General features: G+C 49.9%; 17 protein-coding genes. 13 read left to right on the top strand and 4 right to left on the bottom strand.

Features of this window, described 5'->3' with window-relative positions; all coding sequences use genetic code 11:
* Nucleotides 1–144 precede the first annotated feature (144 nt).
* A complete protein-coding gene (locus ACZ5R2_RS16165; RefSeq protein WP_464903549.1) occupies nucleotides 145–684 on the top strand; it encodes a DNA mismatch repair protein in 540 nt (179 codons plus the stop codon).
* 500 nt (nucleotides 685–1,184) lie between these two features.
* The gene (locus ACZ5R2_RS16160; RefSeq protein WP_464903550.1) at nucleotides 1,185–1,829 is read left to right on the top strand and encodes a murein L,D-transpeptidase catalytic domain family protein; all 645 of its coding nucleotides are present in this window, start codon (nucleotides 1,185–1,187) and stop codon (nucleotides 1,827–1,829) included.
* A gap of 278 nt (nucleotides 1,830–2,107) precedes the next feature.
* On the opposite strand, the gene phnX is transcribed toward ACZ5R2_RS16160, so the two are convergent.
* Genes phnX through phnW form a run of 3 tightly spaced genes read right to left on the bottom strand, consistent with a single transcriptional unit; the run spans nucleotide 2,108 to nucleotide 5,465 of the window.
* Nucleotides 2,108–2,926, bottom strand: a complete 819-nt coding sequence (phnX, locus tag ACZ5R2_RS16155; protein ID WP_464903551.1) for a phosphonoacetaldehyde hydrolase — start codon at nucleotides 2,924–2,926, stop codon at nucleotides 2,108–2,110.
* Nucleotides 2,927–2,940: 14 nt separating this feature from the next.
* A complete protein-coding gene (locus ACZ5R2_RS16150; RefSeq protein ID WP_464903683.1) occupies nucleotides 2,941–4,341 on the bottom strand; it encodes an aspartate aminotransferase family protein in 1,401 nt (466 codons plus the stop codon).
* Nucleotides 4,342–4,352: 11 nt separating this feature from the next.
* Nucleotides 4,353–5,465, bottom strand: a complete 1,113-nt coding sequence (gene phnW / locus ACZ5R2_RS16145; RefSeq protein ID WP_464903552.1) for a 2-aminoethylphosphonate--pyruvate transaminase — start codon at nucleotides 5,463–5,465, stop codon at nucleotides 4,353–4,355.
* A 277-nt stretch (nucleotides 5,466–5,742) separates the two neighbouring features.
* On the opposite strand from phnW, the gene ACZ5R2_RS16140 reads away from it, so the two are divergent.
* The 5 genes from ACZ5R2_RS16140 to ACZ5R2_RS16120 all read left to right on the top strand — a co-directional run bounded on the left by ACZ5R2_RS16140 (nucleotide 5,743) and on the right by ACZ5R2_RS16120 (nucleotide 11,660).
* Nucleotides 5,743–6,750: a putative 2-aminoethylphosphonate ABC transporter substrate-binding protein gene (locus tag ACZ5R2_RS16140; protein WP_464903553.1), complete on the top strand. Its 1,008-nt coding sequence runs from the start codon at nucleotides 5,743–5,745 to the stop codon at nucleotides 6,748–6,750.
* A 338-nt stretch (nucleotides 6,751–7,088) separates the two neighbouring features.
* Nucleotides 7,089–8,240, top strand: coding sequence for a putative 2-aminoethylphosphonate ABC transporter ATP-binding protein (locus ACZ5R2_RS16135; RefSeq protein WP_464903554.1), 1,152 nt, complete (start codon nucleotides 7,089–7,091; stop codon nucleotides 8,238–8,240).
* 10 nt (nucleotides 8,241–8,250) lie between these two features.
* Complete coding sequence (locus ACZ5R2_RS16130) at nucleotides 8,251–9,963, top strand: putative 2-aminoethylphosphonate ABC transporter permease subunit (protein WP_464903555.1); 1,713 nt, start codon at nucleotides 8,251–8,253, stop codon at nucleotides 9,961–9,963.
* A 78-nt stretch (nucleotides 9,964–10,041) separates the two neighbouring features.
* Nucleotides 10,042–10,746, top strand: coding sequence for a phosphonate utilization transcriptional regulator PhnR (gene phnR / locus ACZ5R2_RS16125; RefSeq protein ID WP_464903556.1), 705 nt, complete (start codon nucleotides 10,042–10,044; stop codon nucleotides 10,744–10,746).
* 11 nt (nucleotides 10,747–10,757) lie between these two features.
* A complete protein-coding gene (locus tag ACZ5R2_RS16120) occupies nucleotides 10,758–11,660 on the top strand; it encodes an EamA family transporter (protein WP_464903557.1) in 903 nt (300 codons plus the stop codon).
* Between the two features lie 66 nt (nucleotides 11,661–11,726).
* On the opposite strand, the gene ACZ5R2_RS16115 is transcribed toward ACZ5R2_RS16120, so the two are convergent.
* Entirely contained in the window at nucleotides 11,727–13,379 is a 1,653-nt protein-coding gene (locus ACZ5R2_RS16115; RefSeq protein WP_464903558.1) for an FAD-dependent oxidoreductase, read from the bottom strand.
* 182 nt (nucleotides 13,380–13,561) lie between these two features.
* On the opposite strand from ACZ5R2_RS16115, the gene ACZ5R2_RS16110 reads away from it, so the two are divergent.
* From ACZ5R2_RS16110 to ACZ5R2_RS16085, 6 genes are all read left to right on the top strand, one after another.
* Nucleotides 13,562–13,879, top strand: coding sequence for an ArsR/SmtB family transcription factor (locus ACZ5R2_RS16110; protein WP_464903559.1), 318 nt, complete (start codon nucleotides 13,562–13,564; stop codon nucleotides 13,877–13,879).
* A 3-nt stretch (nucleotides 13,880–13,882) separates the two neighbouring features.
* The gene (locus ACZ5R2_RS16105) at nucleotides 13,883–14,305 is read left to right on the top strand and encodes a YeeE/YedE family protein (protein WP_464903560.1); all 423 of its coding nucleotides are present in this window, start codon (nucleotides 13,883–13,885) and stop codon (nucleotides 14,303–14,305) included.
* A 2-nt stretch (nucleotides 14,306–14,307) separates the two neighbouring features.
* Nucleotides 14,308–14,733 carry a DUF6691 family protein gene (locus tag ACZ5R2_RS16100; protein ID WP_464903561.1) on the top strand — a complete coding sequence of 142 codons (426 nt, stop codon included), beginning with the start codon at nucleotides 14,308–14,310 and terminating at the stop codon, nucleotides 14,731–14,733.
* Nucleotides 14,734–15,088: 355 nt separating this feature from the next.
* The gene (gene nirB, locus ACZ5R2_RS16095) at nucleotides 15,089–17,647 is read left to right on the top strand and encodes a nitrite reductase large subunit NirB (RefSeq protein WP_464903562.1); all 2,559 of its coding nucleotides are present in this window, start codon (nucleotides 15,089–15,091) and stop codon (nucleotides 17,645–17,647) included.
* A 16-nt stretch (nucleotides 17,648–17,663) separates the two neighbouring features.
* Nucleotides 17,664–17,987, top strand: coding sequence for a nitrite reductase small subunit NirD (gene nirD / locus ACZ5R2_RS16090; RefSeq protein ID WP_464903563.1), 324 nt, complete (start codon nucleotides 17,664–17,666; stop codon nucleotides 17,985–17,987).
* 119 nt (nucleotides 17,988–18,106) lie between these two features.
* Nucleotides 18,107–18,958, top strand: coding sequence for a formate/nitrite transporter family protein (locus ACZ5R2_RS16085; RefSeq protein ID WP_464903564.1), 852 nt, complete (start codon nucleotides 18,107–18,109; stop codon nucleotides 18,956–18,958).
* The last annotated feature ends 30 nt before the right edge of the window (nucleotides 18,959–18,988 follow it).

The following is an 18,988-nucleotide window of genomic DNA, read 5'->3' as shown; positions in this document are numbered from 1 at the left end:
TAATCTATAAGCCTTAGTGAACAAAGCCACCTAAAACAGAGGTGGCTTTTTATTATCAAGAGCTTCACTTAGCCAACCCGCAAAATGATCATCGAGTCTATTATTGAGCATAGATGGTGAGTTAAATCAATTTGTGGAGAGCCAATGACATCCTATGGTGTGAGCATCAAACAACATCTCCCCCCACCTTGGGTTTTAGTCTTTATCGGCTTGGTGCTCAACGTCATGGCCATCTTAGTCTCAAGCTTGGTGCTGGACTCAATCAACCAAAATATCAGCGCTCTAAAGGCCAGAGAGGCGCAGAACCAGTATGCCATTACCCTAGATTGGAACAGTGTGGAAACCTTGGAGCGTAAACGGGAGGTGACACTGCTGCATATGCAGCTTGCTAGTCTGGCGCCCGCCAATCCTAAGATAACTCAGAGCTTGGTAGATCAATTGCAACTGTGGACCTCAGCCACGGTTTCTGAGTTGTCTGTCGAGACAGTCAGTGAGGTGATGTTCGCGATTGATCAAAGCCAGCAGCAGTTTCGCAATCGGATTGATAGCCATTACTTAGATAATCTTGAGGTAGCCGAGCAAGTTCTGTCTTGGGAAGAGAAACTGGTTCACTACAAAAACATAGCTCTGTTTTTGCAGATCTTTGGCTTGGCGTTGATCCTCGCGCGTGATCTGGCGCGTTAACTAAAGGGGCTAGGAACACATCGATAGGTGTAGCTTCGAGTACCTCATGTGGTAGCTGAAAACCTTGTTGCTTATAGGTCCTTGATAATTCTAATGAGCGACTCCATCGTCAGGGCTATGAAAACTTTTGTCACATTTTTTGATTAAAGTTTGATCGATGGATTTGGTGGTCTAGGTTATTGATATTTTTACCAATTAGCACTGTAAGTCCCGCCACTGTAGGTTTTGATTGGTTGTTAGCTGTCGTAAAACTACAAGTTTGCAGTTTTATTAATCGATCAAATAATATACTATCTCGTCGCGCGGTTAAGTCACGGAAAAGAAAAGATTATCAATGGCTCAAAGTGGTCATTAATTCGCCGATTTCGATGGGTTTTGCTATGCACAATTACTCATAATCACCTGCTCGTGTGGGGGATAGGGTAGCTTTGGGAGATTGTATATTTCATTAAATATATAACTGATATTCACTTTTTATTGCCAAATTTGCAGTTCTGACAATGAAAATTTTTGCATTTTTAGGGGTATGGATAGCTTGTGTCTTACCCGCGGTGGCGGTTGCTGCCCACAATAATCACCCGCTGAGTGAGCTCTCTCAGGCGGAGCAAGTTATAGAAAAAACGTTTATTAAAGTTGGCTTGGAAGGGGTATTGAGTTACGAGCTTTATCGTGATGCTTACCTTGCCTATCAGGAAATCAGCGAGCGTAGAAAGCCGCTCTTGACCATTATTGATTACAGTCGTCCCTCTACTGAAAAACGCTTTTTTGTGATCGATTTGGATAAGAATGAGTTGGTGTACAACACCTATGTTTCCCATGGGGTGAACAGCGGTGGTAAGAATGCCACGCGCTTTTCTAATGTGGTTAATTCAAGAAAAACCTCTCTCGGGGCATTTTTGACCGATGATACCTACTACGGAAGCAACGGTTACTCGCTGCGTCTTGATGGTTTGAATCAAGGGGTAAATGATCGTGCCCGTGAGCGTTATATCGTGATCCATGGCGCCGACTATGCGACCGAGTCGTTCATCCAACGCAATGGCTATCTTGGCCGCAGTTGGGGTTGCCCGGCCCTGCCGCCGGAGTTGACGCGTGAGATTATCGACTTAATCAAAGACGGTAGCGTGATTTACGCTAGCGCCTAATTCAAGAGGCGAGAGTCGAGATCGGGCTTTGCCCTGCGAGGACGCTGCGCTCGAGGTGGTGGAACACTTGACAGCAGCGGCAGAGGTTGAAAAATTTCTCGCTTCTTATCAGATTCGAGAGTCGAGATCGGGCGTTGCCCTGCGGGTACGCTGCGCTCGAGGTGGTGGGGCACTTGACAGCGGTGGTCAAGGTTGGAAAATTTTCTCGCCTCTCGCCTCTCGCCTCTCGCCTCTCGCCTCTCGCCTCTCGCCTCTCGCCTCTCGCCTCTCGCCTCTCGCTACGGGCGTTCGCCAGCAGCTAGGCGGCGTTCGATGTCTTCGATTACTTGTGGTAGGTCGGCGATGGTGTCGATTAGGTAGTGTGGTGATGATTTTTGCATTACCGAGCGGGCTTTCTCGCGAGCCGCGCTTAATGTTGCCTCATCTGCGGCTTGATACTCTGCAAACGTTAAACCTGCCTCGTTGCCTGACAGTAGTAGACCTACGGTCCACATACCCGCATTATGGCCTTCTTCGATGCCAGGAGTGGCATCATCAACCTTGATACAGGCACCGACATTGGTCACGCCAAGATCGATCACGTTCTTTAGTGCCATAAATGGGGCTGGGCGGCCGCCTTGTGGTAGGTCGTCAGTGGCGACAATACAGTCTGGTTGGTAGCCGTAGTCGGCTGCCACTGGGATCAATACATCCATAACCTCGCGTGGGTAACCTGAGCAAGAGCCAATTTTGATGCCTTTTTGCTTGAGGTTATTGACGACTTCAATCGCATTGAGGATCGGCTCTGCATGGTCTGATACTTTGGCTTTTTGCAGGGGCATAAACATCTCATAGATGCGATCCACATCTTCATCGTTCATCGAGCGGCCGAATTTTTCTGTCCAACGCTTATCAACCGACTCCAGCTTGCCGACTGCTTTGATGTGATCCCACTTGCCAAGGCCCATAGGTACACGGGCTTCTTTAAGGCTGATATCGAACTCAAAACCACGCTTGAAAGCTTCAACGAAGATTGAAGTAGGGGCAAAAGAGCCAAAGTCGACGATGGTGCCGGCCCAGTCGAAGATGACTGCTTGAATTTGTGATGGGTTGTTCATGTTGATTCCTTGGGTTATTTCACTACTGGGTAGCCGAAGGTTTGGCTAACTTGTTGGATAGCTGACTCAAAAATATCCAGCGCGGCTTGTAAGTCGGTGCGCTCAATGATCAGCGGTGGGCTCAGTTGCACCACGTTGCCTTGGGAGACTTTAAAGCTCAGGCCATTATTCAGGCATTGGTAAAGCACGGCTTCGGCCTCAGCAAATGCACGCTGTTTACTGCCACGGTCAGTGACCAGCTCAACGCCCCACAATAGGCCGATACCACGCACATCACCGATGATTGGGTATGTGTCTTTCATGCGGCCTAGCTGCTCTCGAACAAACTCACTGTCGGCTTTGACTTTGTCTAGTAGCTGCTCTTGCTCAATTGCTTCCATCGTCGCTAGGGCAGCTGCGCAGCCAATCGGGCTTTTCTCGTGGGTGTAGTGACCCAATGAGACTTGCGCTGCGGTGTTGTATTTATCTTTGGTCACCATGGCTGCGATAGGCACTAAGCCACCGCCTAAGCCCTTGCCGATACATAGAATGTCCGGCTCGATGTCGTAGGCTTGGTAGGTGAACCATTCGCCACTGCGCCCCATGCCGTTAGGGATATCGTCGATGATCAGCATCACGTTGTGCTTGTCACAGATCTCGCGCACACGCTTCCAATAGGCCTTGCTTGGTACTTGCACGTCGGTATTGCGCACTGCTTCAGCGATAAATGCGCCGATGCCGCCTTCTTTCTCGATCACGTACTCCAGGTAGTCGGCATAATGCACATCACGCTCTTCTTCGCTGGCGTCTGGACGAGGGAAAGCGCCGCGGTAAGAGACCGCCGGAGGAATACGCTCAACACCGGCCATTAACGGCCCCATACCCTCACGAAAACAGGCCTCGCCACCAACAGAAATCGCATCAAGAGACGCACCGTGAAAAGAGTCCCACAGGGAAACCACTTTGAAGTTGTTGGTCACATGGCGTGCTAGTTTGAGTGCCATACCAACCACAGACGTACCGCCTGGGGCAAACAGCACACGGTTGAGTTCACCGCCGCAGATCTCGGTCAGTTTTTCCGCGCACGCCACCGCGGTTTCATTGGTAAAACGGCGTGGAGAGAAGGGCAAATTAGCCATCTGCTCGGTGACCTTATTGATCACATGCGGGTGGCCATAGCCAAGCTGATGAACATTATTGCCGTGAAAGTCCATGTAGCGCTTGCCCTTGGTGTCTTGTAGATAGATACCTTCCGCTCCCTCTAGCGTATCAAGACACGGCGTCGACATTGCCTGATGAAGAAATACATCTTCATCACGTTTAAGCAGCGCTTGAGTGCGCTCATCTTGTAATGACTGGTTCCATGCTTGGCGAGCAGGTGTGGTATTGATGTCACCCTCACTGCGAAAGAGCGTGCCGCTATCCTCGGTGTGCATCTCTGGTGTAATTAGGCCCATGCTGATACCTCCCAGTACATCGCCGTGCTCACGGCTTTAATCAGACGCTCAATATCTTGCGGGTGCACATCACCGATATTGCCGATACGAAAACAGTCGGCGTTAGAGACTTTACCCGGGTAGATGACAAAACCCTGCTCTTTTAAGTGCAGGTAGAACTGCTTAAATTGATAATCGCTATGGGTTGGCGAGTAGAACGAGGTAATAATCGGTGAGTGCAGTGACTCATCAAGCAGTGGCGTAAAGCCTAGCTTTTTCATTCCTGCCACCAAAGTGGTCTGGTTGGTTTGATAACGCTGGTGACGTGCCTCGATGCCGCCTTCCTGCTCGAGTTCAATTAGAGCTTGATAGAAGGCTCGCACGGTGTGAGTTGGCGAAGTGAAGCGCCATTTTCCATGGTTGGTCTGCATGCAGTGCCACTGCTCAAAAAGATCAAGACTCAGTGAGCGTGCACGTCCCTGACACAACTCCAGCTGGTCTTGCTTAGCGATCACAAAGCCAAAGCCTGGAACGCCCTGGATACACTTATTCGCCGAGCTGATCATAAAATCGATGCCCATCTCACCGATATCCATCGGAATGCCACCAAAGCTCGACATCGCATCAAGGATGACAACTTTTCCATGTTGCTTAGCAAGTTTGGTAACGGCTTCAATCGGATTAAGCATGCCGGTGGTGGTTTCACAATGGACAATCGCCAAATGGGTGATGCTGGTGTCTTGGTTTAGTGCCTGTTCAATCTCGGTGAGGTTTGGCTGAGTGGTCTCACCCGGCGCAATCACCTGACAGTCTATATTCAGGTAGGCCGCGATTTGGGCAATACGCGCACCGTAGGCGCCATTATCGATAACCAATAGCTTATCGTCTTGCTTCATTACTGAGCCAATGGTGGCTTCCACCGAGGCGGTGCCACTGCCTTGCATCAGGACACTGGTATAGCCAGGTTGTGACGTCGCAAGCTTGGTCAGTTTACTGCGAATAACCTCAACAACCTCTTTGTTGTAGTCATCATCCCAGGTGCACCAGTCTTTAAGCATCGCCGAGCGAACGGTCTCTGTGGTTGACAAAGGGCCTGGTGTTAAAAGTAGGTAATCGTTTCTCATCGTTAATCTTTCTCTTGGACTATACCAATATGAATGCACTTTAGCAGTGGCGGGATTAGCGGGTAAATAGCCTAAGACGGATCTTAATAAAACTTTCATACAGATATACGCGGTGTTTTTGGCATCGTGCGCTGAATTAAACTGTCATAATCTGTTTTAAAATTGCCATCAAGCGTTCACAAAATCGTCACATCACCAAACTAGTGTAATTAGCGTTATCTGGTACAGACCAAATTTACGGACGAACACACTTACACAATCTTTATTGGAGAAGATAATGAGCAACCGTTTTGTTAAAGGTTCAATCGCAGCCCTAGTTTCTCTACTAGCGACTAACGCATTTGCAGCACAAGAAGTGACTGTATACACCGCGTTTGAGACTGACATCCTGGCGAAATACAAGAACGCATTTGAGAAAGACAACCCAGACATCTCAATCAAATGGGTACGTGATTCAACAGGTATCATGACTGCTAAACTACTGGCTGAGAAAGACAACCCACATGCAGACGTAGTATGGGGCCTAGCAGGCTCTTCAATGGCTCTATTGAAGAACGAGGGCATCCTATCGGCTTACACTCCAAAGGGTGTTGAGAACCTACGTGCGAGCCTAAATGATCCTGAGGGTGAGCAGGCATGGTACGGTAACGATGCCTTTTTTAACGCAATTTGTTTCAACGAAATTGTGGCTAAGCAGCATAATCTGCCGATGCCAACCAGCTGGGATGACCTAACAAAACCTGAGTATAAGGGCCACATCTCAATGCCAAACCCAGCCTCTTCAGGTACGGGCTACATGCAGGTGTCTGCATGGCTACAAAACATGGGTGAAGAGCAAGGTTGGAGCTACATGCAAAAGCTCGATGACAATATCGCTCACTACACGCACTCAGGCTCTAAGCCATGTGTTGAAGCGGGTATGGGTGAGGTTGCTATTGGTATTTCTATGGCAAGTCGCGGTGCACGATTGAAGACACAAGGCGCGCCATTAGAGGTGATCACGCCAGCGGGCATCGGTTGGGAATCTGAAGCCGTGGGCCTAGTGAAAGCCACTGAAGCAGCCCAGCGTGTTGTTGATTGGTCTATCTCGAAAGCGGCTAACGAACTGTACGTAGAAATGTACCCAGTGGTTGGTCACAAAGAGGTTGAAGCGACCGTTGCTCACTTCCCTGATGTCGAGTCAAACATGGCAGAAATGGACTTCGGCCGTATGGGTAACGAGCGCGCTGACGTACTGAAAAAATGGGCAGCCAAGTTCGACGCGAAATCTGAACCACGATCTTAACGTTCAGCGAATATAGATAATTTAAAGGCTGGTGCGAGAGTATCGGCCTTTTTGAGTTTCTGGGAATAGAGGCGAGAGTCGAGATCGTTGCACTGCGAGAACGCTTCGCTCGAGGTGAAGCAACACTTGACAGTGATGGTAAAGGTTGGAAAATTTTCTCGCCTCTCGCCTCTCGCCTCTCGCCTCTCGCCTCTCGCCTCTCGCCTCTCGCCTCTCGCCTCTCGCCTCTCGCCTCTCGCCTCTCGAACCTTTCTTAACCGTTTTGATAGAAAACTGTCACCCCACTGCAATACTACACTTCTATTATTGGTATATACCATACAAAGGAGTGTCGAGAGATGACCACCCAACCTTACCTGAATATTGAAAATGTAGTGAAGCAGTTTGGCCAGTTCACTGCGTTAAAACAGATTTCTCTGGCGATTGAAAAAGGAGAGTTCGTTTGTTTCCTCGGCCCGTCTGGCTGTGGTAAGACAACGCTGTTGCGCGCGATTGCGGGCTTAGATCTGCCGACCTCGGGCTCGATTTCACAACAGGGGACAGATACCACATTTCTCCCGCCTGAAAAACGCGACTTCGGTATTGTGTTCCAGTCTTACGCCTTGTTCCCGAACCTGACGGTGCAAGACAACATCGCCATTGGTCTTAAGAACCAAGGAATGCCAAGCAAAGAAGCGATGGAGAAGGTTGAGTATTGGTTGGATATGATCGGTTTGCCAACCTCGGGTAAGAAGTACCCAAGCCAGCTGTCGGGTGGTCAACAGCAACGCGTAGCGTTAGCGCGGGCGCTGGCTCTCTCTCCTGGTCTTTTACTATTGGATGAACCTTTGTCTGCGCTGGATGCGAAAGTGCGTACTCACCTGCGTGAAGAGATCTGTCAATTGCAACGCAAGCTTGGCATCACCACCATTATGGTAACCCACGATCAAGATGAGGCGCTGACGATGGCGGATCGCATCGTGGTTATGAACCATGGCGTGATTGAGCAAGTCGGTACACCGGAAGAGATCTATCAGCAGCCTGCCACACGCTTTGTTGCCGAGTTTGTCGGTAGCATGAACTTTATCGAAACCTCGGTGGTGAGCGATAGCCAAATACGCATTGGCGAAAGCCTGATCGACAAACCAATGCTGGATAATATCGAGCTTAGCAGTGGTGATTATATTGATATCGCCGTGCGTCCCGAGCAGATCCGCTTCGTTACAGATTACAATAATGCAGTGCCAGTTAAAGTGGTGGGTGTTGAGTTCCTTGGCGCCTTCTGTCGAGTAGAGTGTCGTTTGCAAGACAGTCGCGATAGCAAGGCCATAGATGTCGATATGCCGGTGCGCCAGTGCAATGAGCTTAAACTGACGCGTGGTGATGTGCGTTATATCGCATTCGACCAGCAGGGCCTGCGAGGCTATATCAGAAACGTAGTGGTCAGAAACGACGTTAAAGCGATTGATTCAGCCGCCATTCGTTCACTAGCCATTCATTCAGCGGCATAGGGAAGCGATTATGGAGATCACATCAGTGAACACCAGAGCCGCTTCGTCACGCTCTTGGTTCAATCGAGTCAGTAAAGACAACCTAGTGTTGGGCGGCTTCCTATCGCTGCTTTCGGTATCCATGGTTCTGTTTATCTTGATGCCGCTATGGGCAATGCTGAAAAAAAGTCTGCAAAACTCACGCGGCGAGTTCGTGGGATTGGAAAATTTCGCCACCTACTTTGCCTCTGATGCCTTGTGGCGCTCGGTGGAAAATACCTTTACTTTGGGCCTCTTGGTTACGGTTGTGGTAACAACTCTTGCATTCGGCTATGCGTATGCGATTACCCGTTCTTGTATGTCGATGAAGGGGCTGTTTCAAGTGTTAGGCACAGCGCCAATCCTAGCGCCATCGTTGCTACCTGCGATCAGCTTGATTTACTTATTTGGTAACCAAGGCGTCGCGCGTGAATTGCTGATGGGGAATTCGGTCTACGGCATTATTGGTATCTCTATGGGCCTGATATTCTGGACTTTCCCTCACGCACTGATGATCTTGACCACCTCGCTGCGCACCTCAGATGCGCGCTTGTATGAGGCGGCGCGTGCTCTGAAAACTTCACCGCTGAAAACCTTTTTTGTTGTCACCTTGCCGGCGGCTAAGTATGGCTTGATCAGTACGCTGATTGTGGTGTTTACGCTGGTGGTGTGTGACTTCGGCGTGCCTAAGGTGATCGGTGGTAGCTATAACGTTCTAGCCACCGATATATTTAAGCAAGTTGTTGGCCAGCAGAACTTTTCTATGGGTGCTGTCACGAGTATTTTGCTGCTGCTTCCTGCCGGTTTGGCGTTCGCGGCGGATCGCTGGGTAAAGAAAAAGCAAAAAAACCTGTTTGATACACGCTCAGTGGCTTATCAGCCAGAGCCTAATAAAGTGAAAGACACGCTTTGTTTTGTCTATTGCAGCCTGATCTGTGTCGCGGTCGTGACCGTTTTAGGGATGGCCGTCTATGGCTCGCTAGTGACATTCTGGCCTTGGAACAAGACCTTAACTCTTAATAACTACAACTTCTCACAGATGAGTACTTACGGCTGGGCACCATTCTTCAACTCTCTTAAGCTGGGTTTTTGGAGTGCAATTGTCGGTACGGTGGTGATCTTTACTGGCGCGTACTGTATTGAAAAGGGGCGTGCGTTTGCCCCTGTGCGCCAGATGATGCAGATGCTCAGTATCGTGCCGATGGCCGTTCCGGGTATGGTTTTGGGCCTGGGTTACATCTTTTATTTCAATGATGTCAACAATCCGCTCAATGTGCTCTACGGCACGATGATCTTCCTCGTAATCAACACAGTGGTACACTATTACACGGTGGGTCATATGACAGCGGTAACCGCACTCAAGCAGTTGCCAGCAGAGATTGAAGCAACGGCGGCCTCAGTCAAGTTGCCTCAATATAAGTTATTCTTTAAAGTGACTTTACCTGTTTGTATGCCAGCGATTTTAGATATTGCCACGTACATGTTTATTAATGCCATGACCACGACATCGGCGGTGGTGTTCTTGTACTCGACCAAAACCATACCGGCCTCGGTTGCGGTGTTGAATATGGATGACGCCGGGCAGACGGGGGCCGCGGCCGCGATGGCGGTGATGATCATGTTGTCCGCAGCGTCGGCTAAGCTGTTGCACATGACACTGGGTAAGTGGATTGAGAATCGTACTCAAGCTTGGCGTAAGCGCTGATTAACGCCTCTCACCTATAAAAAATACACCTCAGCTTAAGCATGCGTTAAGCAGAGGTAGATAACTAAGGATACACAATTGCAGTACGTAAAAATTAAAGACGTTATTGTTGAGCAGATTGAATCTGGTATGTTAGCGCCAAGGCAGAAACTGCCAGCAGAGCGCAAGCTTGCCGAGTCTTTTGATACCACTCGAGTGACCCTGCGCGAAGCGCTATCGCTGCTTGAGTCTGAGGGGCGTATCTACCGAGAGGATCGTCGCGGCTGGTTTATTTCGCCAGAGCCAATGGTGTATGACCCGACGCAAACGCTAAACTTTATGAATATGGCCGAGGCACAAGGGCGGAAACCGAGCACTAAGTTGCTCAGTGCCAAGACCATTATTGCGCCTAAGCATGCTGCAAGTATGCTTGGCTTAGCGCCATTCTCAGAGGTGCACCGTATTCAGCGTGTTCGCTCACTAGAAGAGCGTCCAGTCATGTACGTGACGAACTATATTCGCCCTGAGCTGTTTCCAAATTTGATGGATTATGACCTATCCCTGTCACTGACCGATATCTACCGTGAGCACTTTGGCGTGGTCTATTCGAAGATTAAGTACCGCGTCAGCACCAGTTCACTGCTGGGTGATACGGCGCAAGCGTTGCGCGCGACATCGGGTACCCCAGCGATGGTGGTTGAGCGAACTAATTACAGCCAAACCGGTGAGCTGATCGATTGTGATATTGAATACTGGCGCCATGATGCCATCAGTATCGAATCTTTGGCCGAATTGAAACGATAAGCTCTCATTTTATGTCATTTTGGGCGTTTTTTTTGGTCGTGATTTCGGCCTTTCTTCATGCTGGCTGGAATATACTCGGTAAATCCAACCAAAGCTCTGGTCCAGCGTTTTTCCTTGCCTCAACTGGCGCAGCTGCGAGTTTGCTTACGCCCTATCTGATCTGGTATTTGGTGACGATTGGCTTTGATTCTCTGCCGATGCTGTTTTGGCAACTGCTGTTTATCAGCGGCGTGTGTCAAATGATCTATATGATTGGTCTGGCTTATGCTTACAAGCAAGCTGACATAGGGGTGATCTACCCAATGGCACGCGCCTTGCCGGTGTTGATGGTCGGTTACGGTACCTTCTTGCTTGGCTATGAGCTGAGTGTGTCGCAGTGGCTTGGCTTTATGGTCATTACCTTAGGCTGCTTATTGGTGCCCTTGACCCGCTTCAGAGAGTTGAGCGTTAAAGCCTATCTCAATCTAGGTGTCTTGTGGGCCTTGGTTGCCGCTATCGGCACCACAGGTTATTCCATCGTGGATAAAGAGGCGTTAATTCAGCTCAACCAAGTGGCTGCTGCGCTGTTGAGTGACTCATACTCAGCCATTTTTTATCTAGGGATGCAGTTTTGGGCGATGTTTTTCCCATTGATTATCTGGGTATGTTTGTCGGGTCATCGACATGAGCTAGCCAATGCCATCTCGATCATTAAGCCATCGGTGACGGCAGGGGTGATGATGGCGACAACCTATGGTTTGGTGCTCTATGCAATGACCATGACAGACAATGTCAGTTTAGTGGTGGCGCTGCGCCAAGTCAGTATTATCTTTGGCCTGCTGATGGGAATTGTGTTGTTGGGTGAGCAGTGGTATCGCACCCGCGCAACCGGCGTTATCATGATTGCACTAGGCTTGGTGTTGTCATTGAGTTAAGCGTGGCTCTAAATAGATCACCACGACGCTGTTGATCTCATCATCGCGTCGTGGTGATTAGGCGAGTTAGGCGCGGGCTGATTGGTAAGTGCGATAGCCGCCAATGAGGTTGCGGGCTTTAAAGCCATGGTTAACTAATTGACGGTAGGCGACATTGCCGCGCAAGCCGACCTGGCAGTAGATGATGATCTCTTTATCTTCTGGCAACTCGTTCATACGCTGTCTGAGTTGGTCAACGGGGATATTAATGGCACCCTTGATAAAGCCAACATTTTCTAGCTCATTCGGATTGCGCACATCGAGCAAAACCTGCTCCTCACTAAGCTGATCGATTTGATCAAAGTGGATCGGTGTTGCATCGCCTTGAAGGATGTTATTGGCAACAAAGGCTGCTTGGTTAATCACATCCTTGGCGCTACCAAAAGGGGGTGCATAAGTCAGTTCAAGATGCTGAAGCTGTTCAACCGTCATCCCAGCGCGCTGCGCGACGGCCATTACATCGATGCGCTTATCAATGCCGTCTTTGCCGACTGCCTGTGCGCCGAGAATCTTGCCGCTTGCTGGGTCAAACAGCATCTTGAACGAGACCGTTTCTGCGCCCGGATAATAGCTCGCATGGCTAGCGGTATGGACGTAGACCTTTTCATAAGGCGATCCCGCGCTAATCAGCTGCTTCTCGTTTTTACCGGTTGAGGCAACCGCAAGGTCAAACACCTTACAAATTGCGGTACCTTGTGTGCCTTGGTAGTGCTCGTTGCGACCGAGCATATTATCCGCCGCCATCCGCCCTTGGCGATTGGCTGGGCCTGCAAGCGGCACTAGGCTTTGTTTGCCAGTGACAAAATCTTGCTCTTCAATTGCATCGCCAACGGCGTAGATATAAGGATCGCTGGTCTGCATTCGGCTGTCGGTTTTAATCCCGCCAAGCTCGCCAATTTCAAGCCCAGCCTCACGGGCAAGCTGAGTTTCCGGGCGCACACCAATGGCCATGATCAATAAGCCAGTATTGAGTGACTCACCATTGTTGAGCGTCAGTGTCAGCTGTGACTGCTCTTGATGGTAGGTGACACCAGATAGGGCCGTACTCAGGCGCAGATCAATACCTTTGTCTCGGATCGCCTGATGAACCAATCCTGCCATCTCACGGTCGACTGGGGTCATCACTTGATCAGCCATCTCAAGTAACGTGGTTTGAATGCCAAGTTGATGGAAGGCCTCCATCATTTCGAGGCCAATAAAGCCGCCGCCCACGACAGTGGCGTGTTGAACATCCTGATTTTTCAGGGTGGCAATAATGCGGTCCATATCGGGAATATTCCGCAGCGAGTGAGTCAGCGGATTATCGATGCCCGGGATCGGCGGTACGACGGGCGCCGCGCCGGGGCTAAGTAGCAGCAGATCATAGCTCTCTTTGTACTCTTCACCACTGATAAGGTTTTTGACTGTGACGAATTTTTGCTCGCGATCGATATAGGTCACCTCACTGGTAACGCGCACGTCGACGTTGAATCGCGCCAGAAAACTCTCAGGTGTTTGAAGCAGGAGCTTGCTGCGCTCTTGGATATCGCCACCGATATGGTATGGCAGGCCACAGTTAGCAAACGAGACGAACGGCGAGCGCTCAAACATAATAATCTCTGCCTCTTCGCTCAGTCTGCGGGCTCGTGCTGCCGCTGATGCACCGCCGGCGACACCGCCAATAATTACGATTTTAGTCATAGGAAACCCCTTATCTCGGATCGCGGCACCACACCGCTCAAACTGCAATGGCTAAATCATAATCAGCTAAATTAGAAATGTCTAATAAAAACTATACTAAATTTATAAACACTAAATTAGCATTGACTAAATTAGACGATGGCTTATCCTGTACAGTATTGAATCAATGATTGAGGTGAAACATGCAACTAGACGATAGTGAGTTGATGGCGATGCGTTCCAACGTCAATGAGGCTGCTGAGATGCTAAAGATCCTGGCGCACCCGGATAGGTTGCTGGTGCTGTGTCAGCTTACTCAGGGTGAGGTGGGCGTTGCCCAGTTGCAGAGTCAGTCGAACCTCAGTCAATCGGCGTTTTCTCAGCACTTGACCGTGCTGCGTAAGCATCAGTTGATCAAAGCCCGTAAATCGGCGCAGCAGGTGTTCTATTCGCTCGCTGACCCCCGTGTCGAGGCCTTGATCACCAGTTTTCACACCATTTTTTGTCATCAAGAGAAATAGATTATGAGTTTTTCGATCCCGTGGGCATCCTTGTTTGGCGGTATGTTATTAGGTGCTTCGGCATTGTTGTTGTTGCTGGTTAACGGAAAAATCGCCGGGATCAGTGGTATCGCGAGTCGCCTATTCGACTCGTCGGTCAGCGATAAGCTTTGGCGCGCCCTGTTTATTCTTGGCATGGTGGTCGCAGGGGCGCTGAGCATCTCAGTCTTCGACCTTGCGGTGCCTGAGCAGCCAGCTGGCAGCTGGGTAGGTGTCTTGATCGCCGGTTTGCTAGTGGGCGTTGGCACCCAGATTGGTAATGGTTGTACCAGTGGTCATGGTATCTGTGGTATTGGGCGCTTTTCGTTGCGCTCTTTGGTGGCGACCTTAGTGTTTATGGGCACTGCCATTATCACTGTTTTTATTCGTTTGCACTTAGGAGGTTAACCATGAAGCAAGGTACTGTTTCCTCATTAACTGCATTGGTGGCGGGCTTACTGTTCGGTTTTGGTATGTCGTTTTCCGGCATGGTCGACCCACAAAAAGTGATTGGCTTTTTGGATCTCGCTGGTGAGTGGGACCCGAGCCTCGCGTTTGTGATGTGGGGAGCGCTTGCGGTGTTTATCCCAGGTTATCAGTGGATGGTGAAACCGCGCTCGAAACCGATGGCAGGCGAGTCGTTCAGTGTGAGTTTGAAGACGGCAGTGGATAAGCCGCTTGTGGGTGGCGCGGTGCTGTTTGGTATTGGTTGGGGGATCTCCGGAATCTGTCCAGGTCCTGCAATAACCAGCCTTTCATTCGGCAACCCACTGATTTGGCTATTTGTCTTGGCAATGTTGGCCGGCTCGATGATTGTGACAAAAGTGCGAAATTGAATCAGTTATATTGCAAAAATCATACAAAAGGGGTAATTCAAGCTACCCCTTTTTCGTTGCTTAATGGCGACGTATTGCATGCGTAGTCATTTTAGGTGGGCTTTTATGCGACAATTCCCAGTTATATAGGTCAGCGCTTTCAATAAACATCCATTTCAGCACTGAAAGTTAATGATCAAAATAAGTTTAATTGTATTACTTAAGGATTTATTTGGACTGCTTTTTAATCAATCTACCCCTTTAGAGTAGTATTTATCGGTAATTGATTTACATCATAGGTAAATCCAGTTTCACAAATAACAATGTGCTCAGTTATGCAGTCCACCCTGCAATTTGAATATTTTCAGGAATCCGTATGAGCAAGATGAAGCTGGTTGTCATTGGTAATGGCATGGTCGGTCACCGATATCTCGAAGATTTGGTTGAAAAGACTGATGTATCCAACCTCGATATTACTGTTTTTTGTGAAGAGCCTCGCGTCGCTTACGACCGTGTCCACCTCTCTTCTTACTTTTCTCACCACACCGCTCAAGAGCTTTCTTTAGTCAAAGAGGGTTTCTACGAGAAGCATGGCATCAATGTTTTGCTTGGCGAGCGTGCGATCAATGTTAATCGTGACAAGCGCACGGTTTACTCAAGCTCAGGTCGTGAAATCCAATACGACAAGCTGATCATGGCAACCGGCTCGTACCCATTTGTCCCGCCAATCCAAGGCCGCGAAAGCAAAGACTGTTTTGTCTATCGCACTATCGAAGATCTCAAAGCCATCGAGGCGAGCGCTAAGAAAAGCAAAGTTGGTGTGGTGATAGGTGGTGGCCTGCTGGGCCTTGAAGCGGCAGGCGCGTTGAAAGCGCTAGGTGTCGAAACGCACGTGGTTGAGTTTGCGCCTAAGCTGATGGCTGAGCAACTTGATCAAGCGGGTGGCGATCAACTTCGCCAAAAAATCGAAAGCATGGGTGTGAAGGTTCACACCAGCAAAAACACCCTAGAGATCGTGCCGCAAGGCAAGAGCGCACGTAACGTGATGCGCTTTGCCGATGGCACTGAGCTTGAGACTGACTTTATTGTTTTCTCCGCTGGTATTCGCCCGCAAGACAAACTCGCACGTCAGATGAACCTTGAGCTTGGCGCACGCGGCGGTATCGCAATCAATGATTTCGCCCAAACCTCAGATGAGAACATCTACGCCATTGGTGAATGTGCCGCGTGGAATGACATGTTCTATGGTCTGGTCGCACCGGGTTACAAGATGGCGACTGTTGCCGTTGACCACCTACTGGGTAACGATAGCCAGTTTGAGGGTGCCGATATGTCCGCCAAACTCAAGCTTTTGGGCGTTAAAGTTGGCTCGATTGGTGATGCCAATGGCCGCACGCCAGGCAGTAAGAGCTACGTCTACCAAAACCAAGAGCAGGAGGTGTATAAGCGCCTGATTGTCTCTGAGGACAACAAGAAGCTGCTTGGCGCAGTGATGGTCGGAGACACCTCTGACTATGGCGACCTTCTGCAGTTGATGCTTAATGAAATTGACCTGCCAGAGCACCCAGATACTCTGATCTTGCCTGCGCATGCTGGCGCTGAGAAGCCAACCCTAGGCGCAGATGCGCTGCCAGAGAGTGCGGTGATCTGTTCTTGTTTTGATGTGACCAAAGGCAAAGTCGCGCAAGCGGTCGCTGATGGGCACCACACGATTGCCGATATTAAAGCGGCCACAGGCGCAGGCACTGGCTGTGGTGGTTGTATCCCACTGGTGACATCGGTACTCAATGCCGAGCTTGCCAAATCGGGCATCGAAGTGAAAAACGATATCTGTGCGCACTTTGCCTACTCGCGCCAAGAGCTGTTCCATCTGATCCGCATTGAAGAGATCAAGACGTTTGAAGAGCTGCTGGAGAAGTACGGTCAGGGCTACGGCTGTGAAGTGTGTAAACCGACTGTTGGCTCAATCCTCGCTTCATGCTGGGGTGAGCACATCCTCAAGCCGCAATTGGTCAAGCTGCACGACACCAACGATAATTTCCTTGGCAACATGCAAAAAGACGGCACCTACTCAGTGATCCCGCGTATGGCGGGTGGCGAAGTAACGCCACAGGCGCTCAAAGTGCTGGCTGACGTGGCGGCAGAATACAATCTATATACCAAGGTAACGGGCGCGCAGCGTATCGGTCTGTTTGGCGCGCAAAAAGATCACCTACCAGCGATCTGGAAGAAGTTGATCGCGGGTGGCTATGAGACGGGTCAAGCGTACGCCAAAGCTCTGCGTATGGCGAAGACCTGTGTTGGCTCAACTTGGTGTCGCTTTGGCGTTCAAGACTCGGTTGGCCTTGGTGTGACGATTGAAAATCGCTATAAGGGCATTCGCACTCCACACAAGATGAAGTTTGGTGTCTCTGGCTGTACCCGTGAGTGTGCCGAAGCGCAAGGCAAAGACCTAGGTATTATTGCCACCGACGCGGGTTGGAATATGTACGTGTGTGGTAACGGTGGTATGAAGCCGCGCCATGCAGACCTTCTGGCCAGCGACCTAGATGAGGCCACTCTGATCAAATACATCGACCGCTTTATGATGTTCTACATTCGCACCGCCGCGCCACTACAGCGCACCTCGGTATGGCTTGAGAACATGGAAGGCGGCGTCGATTACCTGCGTGAAGTGATTGTGGAAGACAAACTTGGAATCAATGCGCAACTGGAAGCTGACGTGGCGAAGTTGGTTGAAGCATTCCGTTGTGAGTGGGCTGAGACAGTCAACGACCCATCGCAGCATGCCCGTTTCTCTCACTTCATCAACTCAGATAAGCGTGATGACAACGTGATGTTTGTCGATGAGCGTGCCCAGCACCGCCCAGCCACGTTCACTGAAAAACACCCACAAGCGAAGGGCGATATCCTTCACGTTGAAGTCACAGAGTAACCACGGAGAAGTCAGTATGACATTTGAAAAAGTATGTGAAATCACAGACATCGTCCCTGGTACTGGTGTGTGTGCCTTGATTAACGATCAGCAAGTGGCGGTGTTCCGTCCATCTGACGCGGAAGAGGTGTTTGCCATCAGCAACATGGACCCTTTTGCGCGTTCAAACGTGCTATCGCGTGGCCTGATCGGCGAGCACAAGGGCGAGCTTTGGGTCGCCAGCCCACTGAAAAAGCAGCACTTTAACCTGGCAACAGGGGAGTGCATGGAAGATGCGCGCTTTAATATTAAGGCATTTGAGGCTCGCGTTGTGAATGGTGCGGTAGAGGTTGCAGGCTAAGCCCGCACTACCTCTTAAGAGTCAATAGATTAAAGGCTCCTGCTTTGCCTTGCAGGGTAGTGAAAGTGGGAGCCTTTCCCTATTTACTTTTTAACTTTCAATTTTTAGGAGAGACATGTATGTCTGACTTTAAACCTGCTGAATTTGTCCAAACGATGATAAATATCGGCGAAACCAAGGTAAAAACCAGCACCCGCGATCTGATTTTGCGCGGCACTATGGCGGGTATTATCCTGTCGCTGGCCGTTGTTGTGGCGATCACCGCGATCACCCAAACCGGTATTGGTATTGTAGGCGCGCTGGTCTTCCCAGTGGGCTTTTGTATCCTTAGCCTGATGGGCTACGACCTAGTAACGGGTGTGTTTGGTCTTGCGCCGTTGGCTAAATTTGAAAACCGTCCAGGCATCACTTGGGGTCGCGTTCTGCGCTGCTGGGGTCTGGTTGGTCTTGGTAACCTGATTGGCTCATTGATTGTCGCTTTCTTGATTGCGCTGTCTTTCACCATGAACTTCTCAACTGAGCCAGGCGCAGTCGGTCAAACCTTTATCAATGCCTCAACAGCGCGTACGGTTGGCTTTGAAGAGCTGGGCGCAAATGGCTGGATCACCTGTTTTGTGCGCGGCATTCTGTGTAACCTGATGGTGTGTTTGGGTGTGGTGGGTAACATGACCGCACGCACCGTATTCGGCAAGATTGCAGCGATGTGGCTACCGATCTTTATCTTCTTTGCCCTAGTGTTCGAGCACGCAGTTGTGAACATGTTCCTGTTCCCACTGGGTATGATGTTGGGTGCGGATTTTGGTATCGCAACCTGGTTGAACTTCAACCTTATCCCAACTCTCTTGGGTAACCTTGTCGGTGGCCTTTTGTTTACCTGTGTGCCACTTTACCTTACTCACGCAAAAACAGCGCCATCTCTAGATGCACAAGAAGAGCAAGTGCAAGCTGAGCCAGCGTTTAGCGCGAAATAATCTCTTTTGCCCCGCAGCGCGCTGCGGGGT

It is taken from the genome of Vibrio sabulosilitoris, from assembly GCF_055391395.1.
This window is presented reverse-complemented; position numbering and strand designations above follow the sequence as displayed.

Coding starts and splice junctions, on each gene's coding strand:
- ACZ5R2_RS16165 (WP_464903549.1), top strand. CDS start 145: ATGACATCCTATGGTGTGAGCATCAAACAACATCTCCCCCCACCTTGG.
- ACZ5R2_RS16160 (WP_464903550.1), top strand. CDS start 1,185: ATGAAAATTTTTGCATTTTTAGGGGTATGGATAGCTTGTGTCTTACCC.
- phnX (WP_464903551.1), bottom strand. CDS start 2,926: ATGAACAACCCATCACAAATTCAAGCAGTCATCTTCGACTGGGCCGGC.
- ACZ5R2_RS16150 (WP_464903683.1), bottom strand. CDS start 4,341: ATGCACACCGAGGATAGCGGCACGCTCTTTCGCAGTGAGGGTGACATC.
- phnW (WP_464903552.1), bottom strand. CDS start 5,465: ATGAGAAACGATTACCTACTTTTAACACCAGGCCCTTTGTCAACCACA.
- ACZ5R2_RS16140 (WP_464903553.1), top strand. CDS start 5,743: ATGAGCAACCGTTTTGTTAAAGGTTCAATCGCAGCCCTAGTTTCTCTA.
- ACZ5R2_RS16135 (WP_464903554.1), top strand. CDS start 7,089: ATGACCACCCAACCTTACCTGAATATTGAAAATGTAGTGAAGCAGTTT.
- ACZ5R2_RS16130 (WP_464903555.1), top strand. CDS start 8,251: ATGGAGATCACATCAGTGAACACCAGAGCCGCTTCGTCACGCTCTTGG.
- ACZ5R2_RS16120 (WP_464903557.1), top strand. CDS start 10,758: ATGTCATTTTGGGCGTTTTTTTTGGTCGTGATTTCGGCCTTTCTTCAT.
- ACZ5R2_RS16115 (WP_464903558.1), bottom strand. CDS start 13,379: ATGACTAAAATCGTAATTATTGGCGGTGTCGCCGGCGGTGCATCAGCG.
- ACZ5R2_RS16110 (WP_464903559.1), top strand. CDS start 13,562: ATGCAACTAGACGATAGTGAGTTGATGGCGATGCGTTCCAACGTCAAT.
- ACZ5R2_RS16105 (WP_464903560.1), top strand. CDS start 13,883: ATGAGTTTTTCGATCCCGTGGGCATCCTTGTTTGGCGGTATGTTATTA.
- ACZ5R2_RS16100 (WP_464903561.1), top strand. CDS start 14,308: ATGAAGCAAGGTACTGTTTCCTCATTAACTGCATTGGTGGCGGGCTTA.
- nirB (WP_464903562.1), top strand. CDS start 15,089: ATGAGCAAGATGAAGCTGGTTGTCATTGGTAATGGCATGGTCGGTCAC.
- nirD (WP_464903563.1), top strand. CDS start 17,664: ATGACATTTGAAAAAGTATGTGAAATCACAGACATCGTCCCTGGTACT.
- ACZ5R2_RS16085 (WP_464903564.1), top strand. CDS start 18,107: ATGTCTGACTTTAAACCTGCTGAATTTGTCCAAACGATGATAAATATC.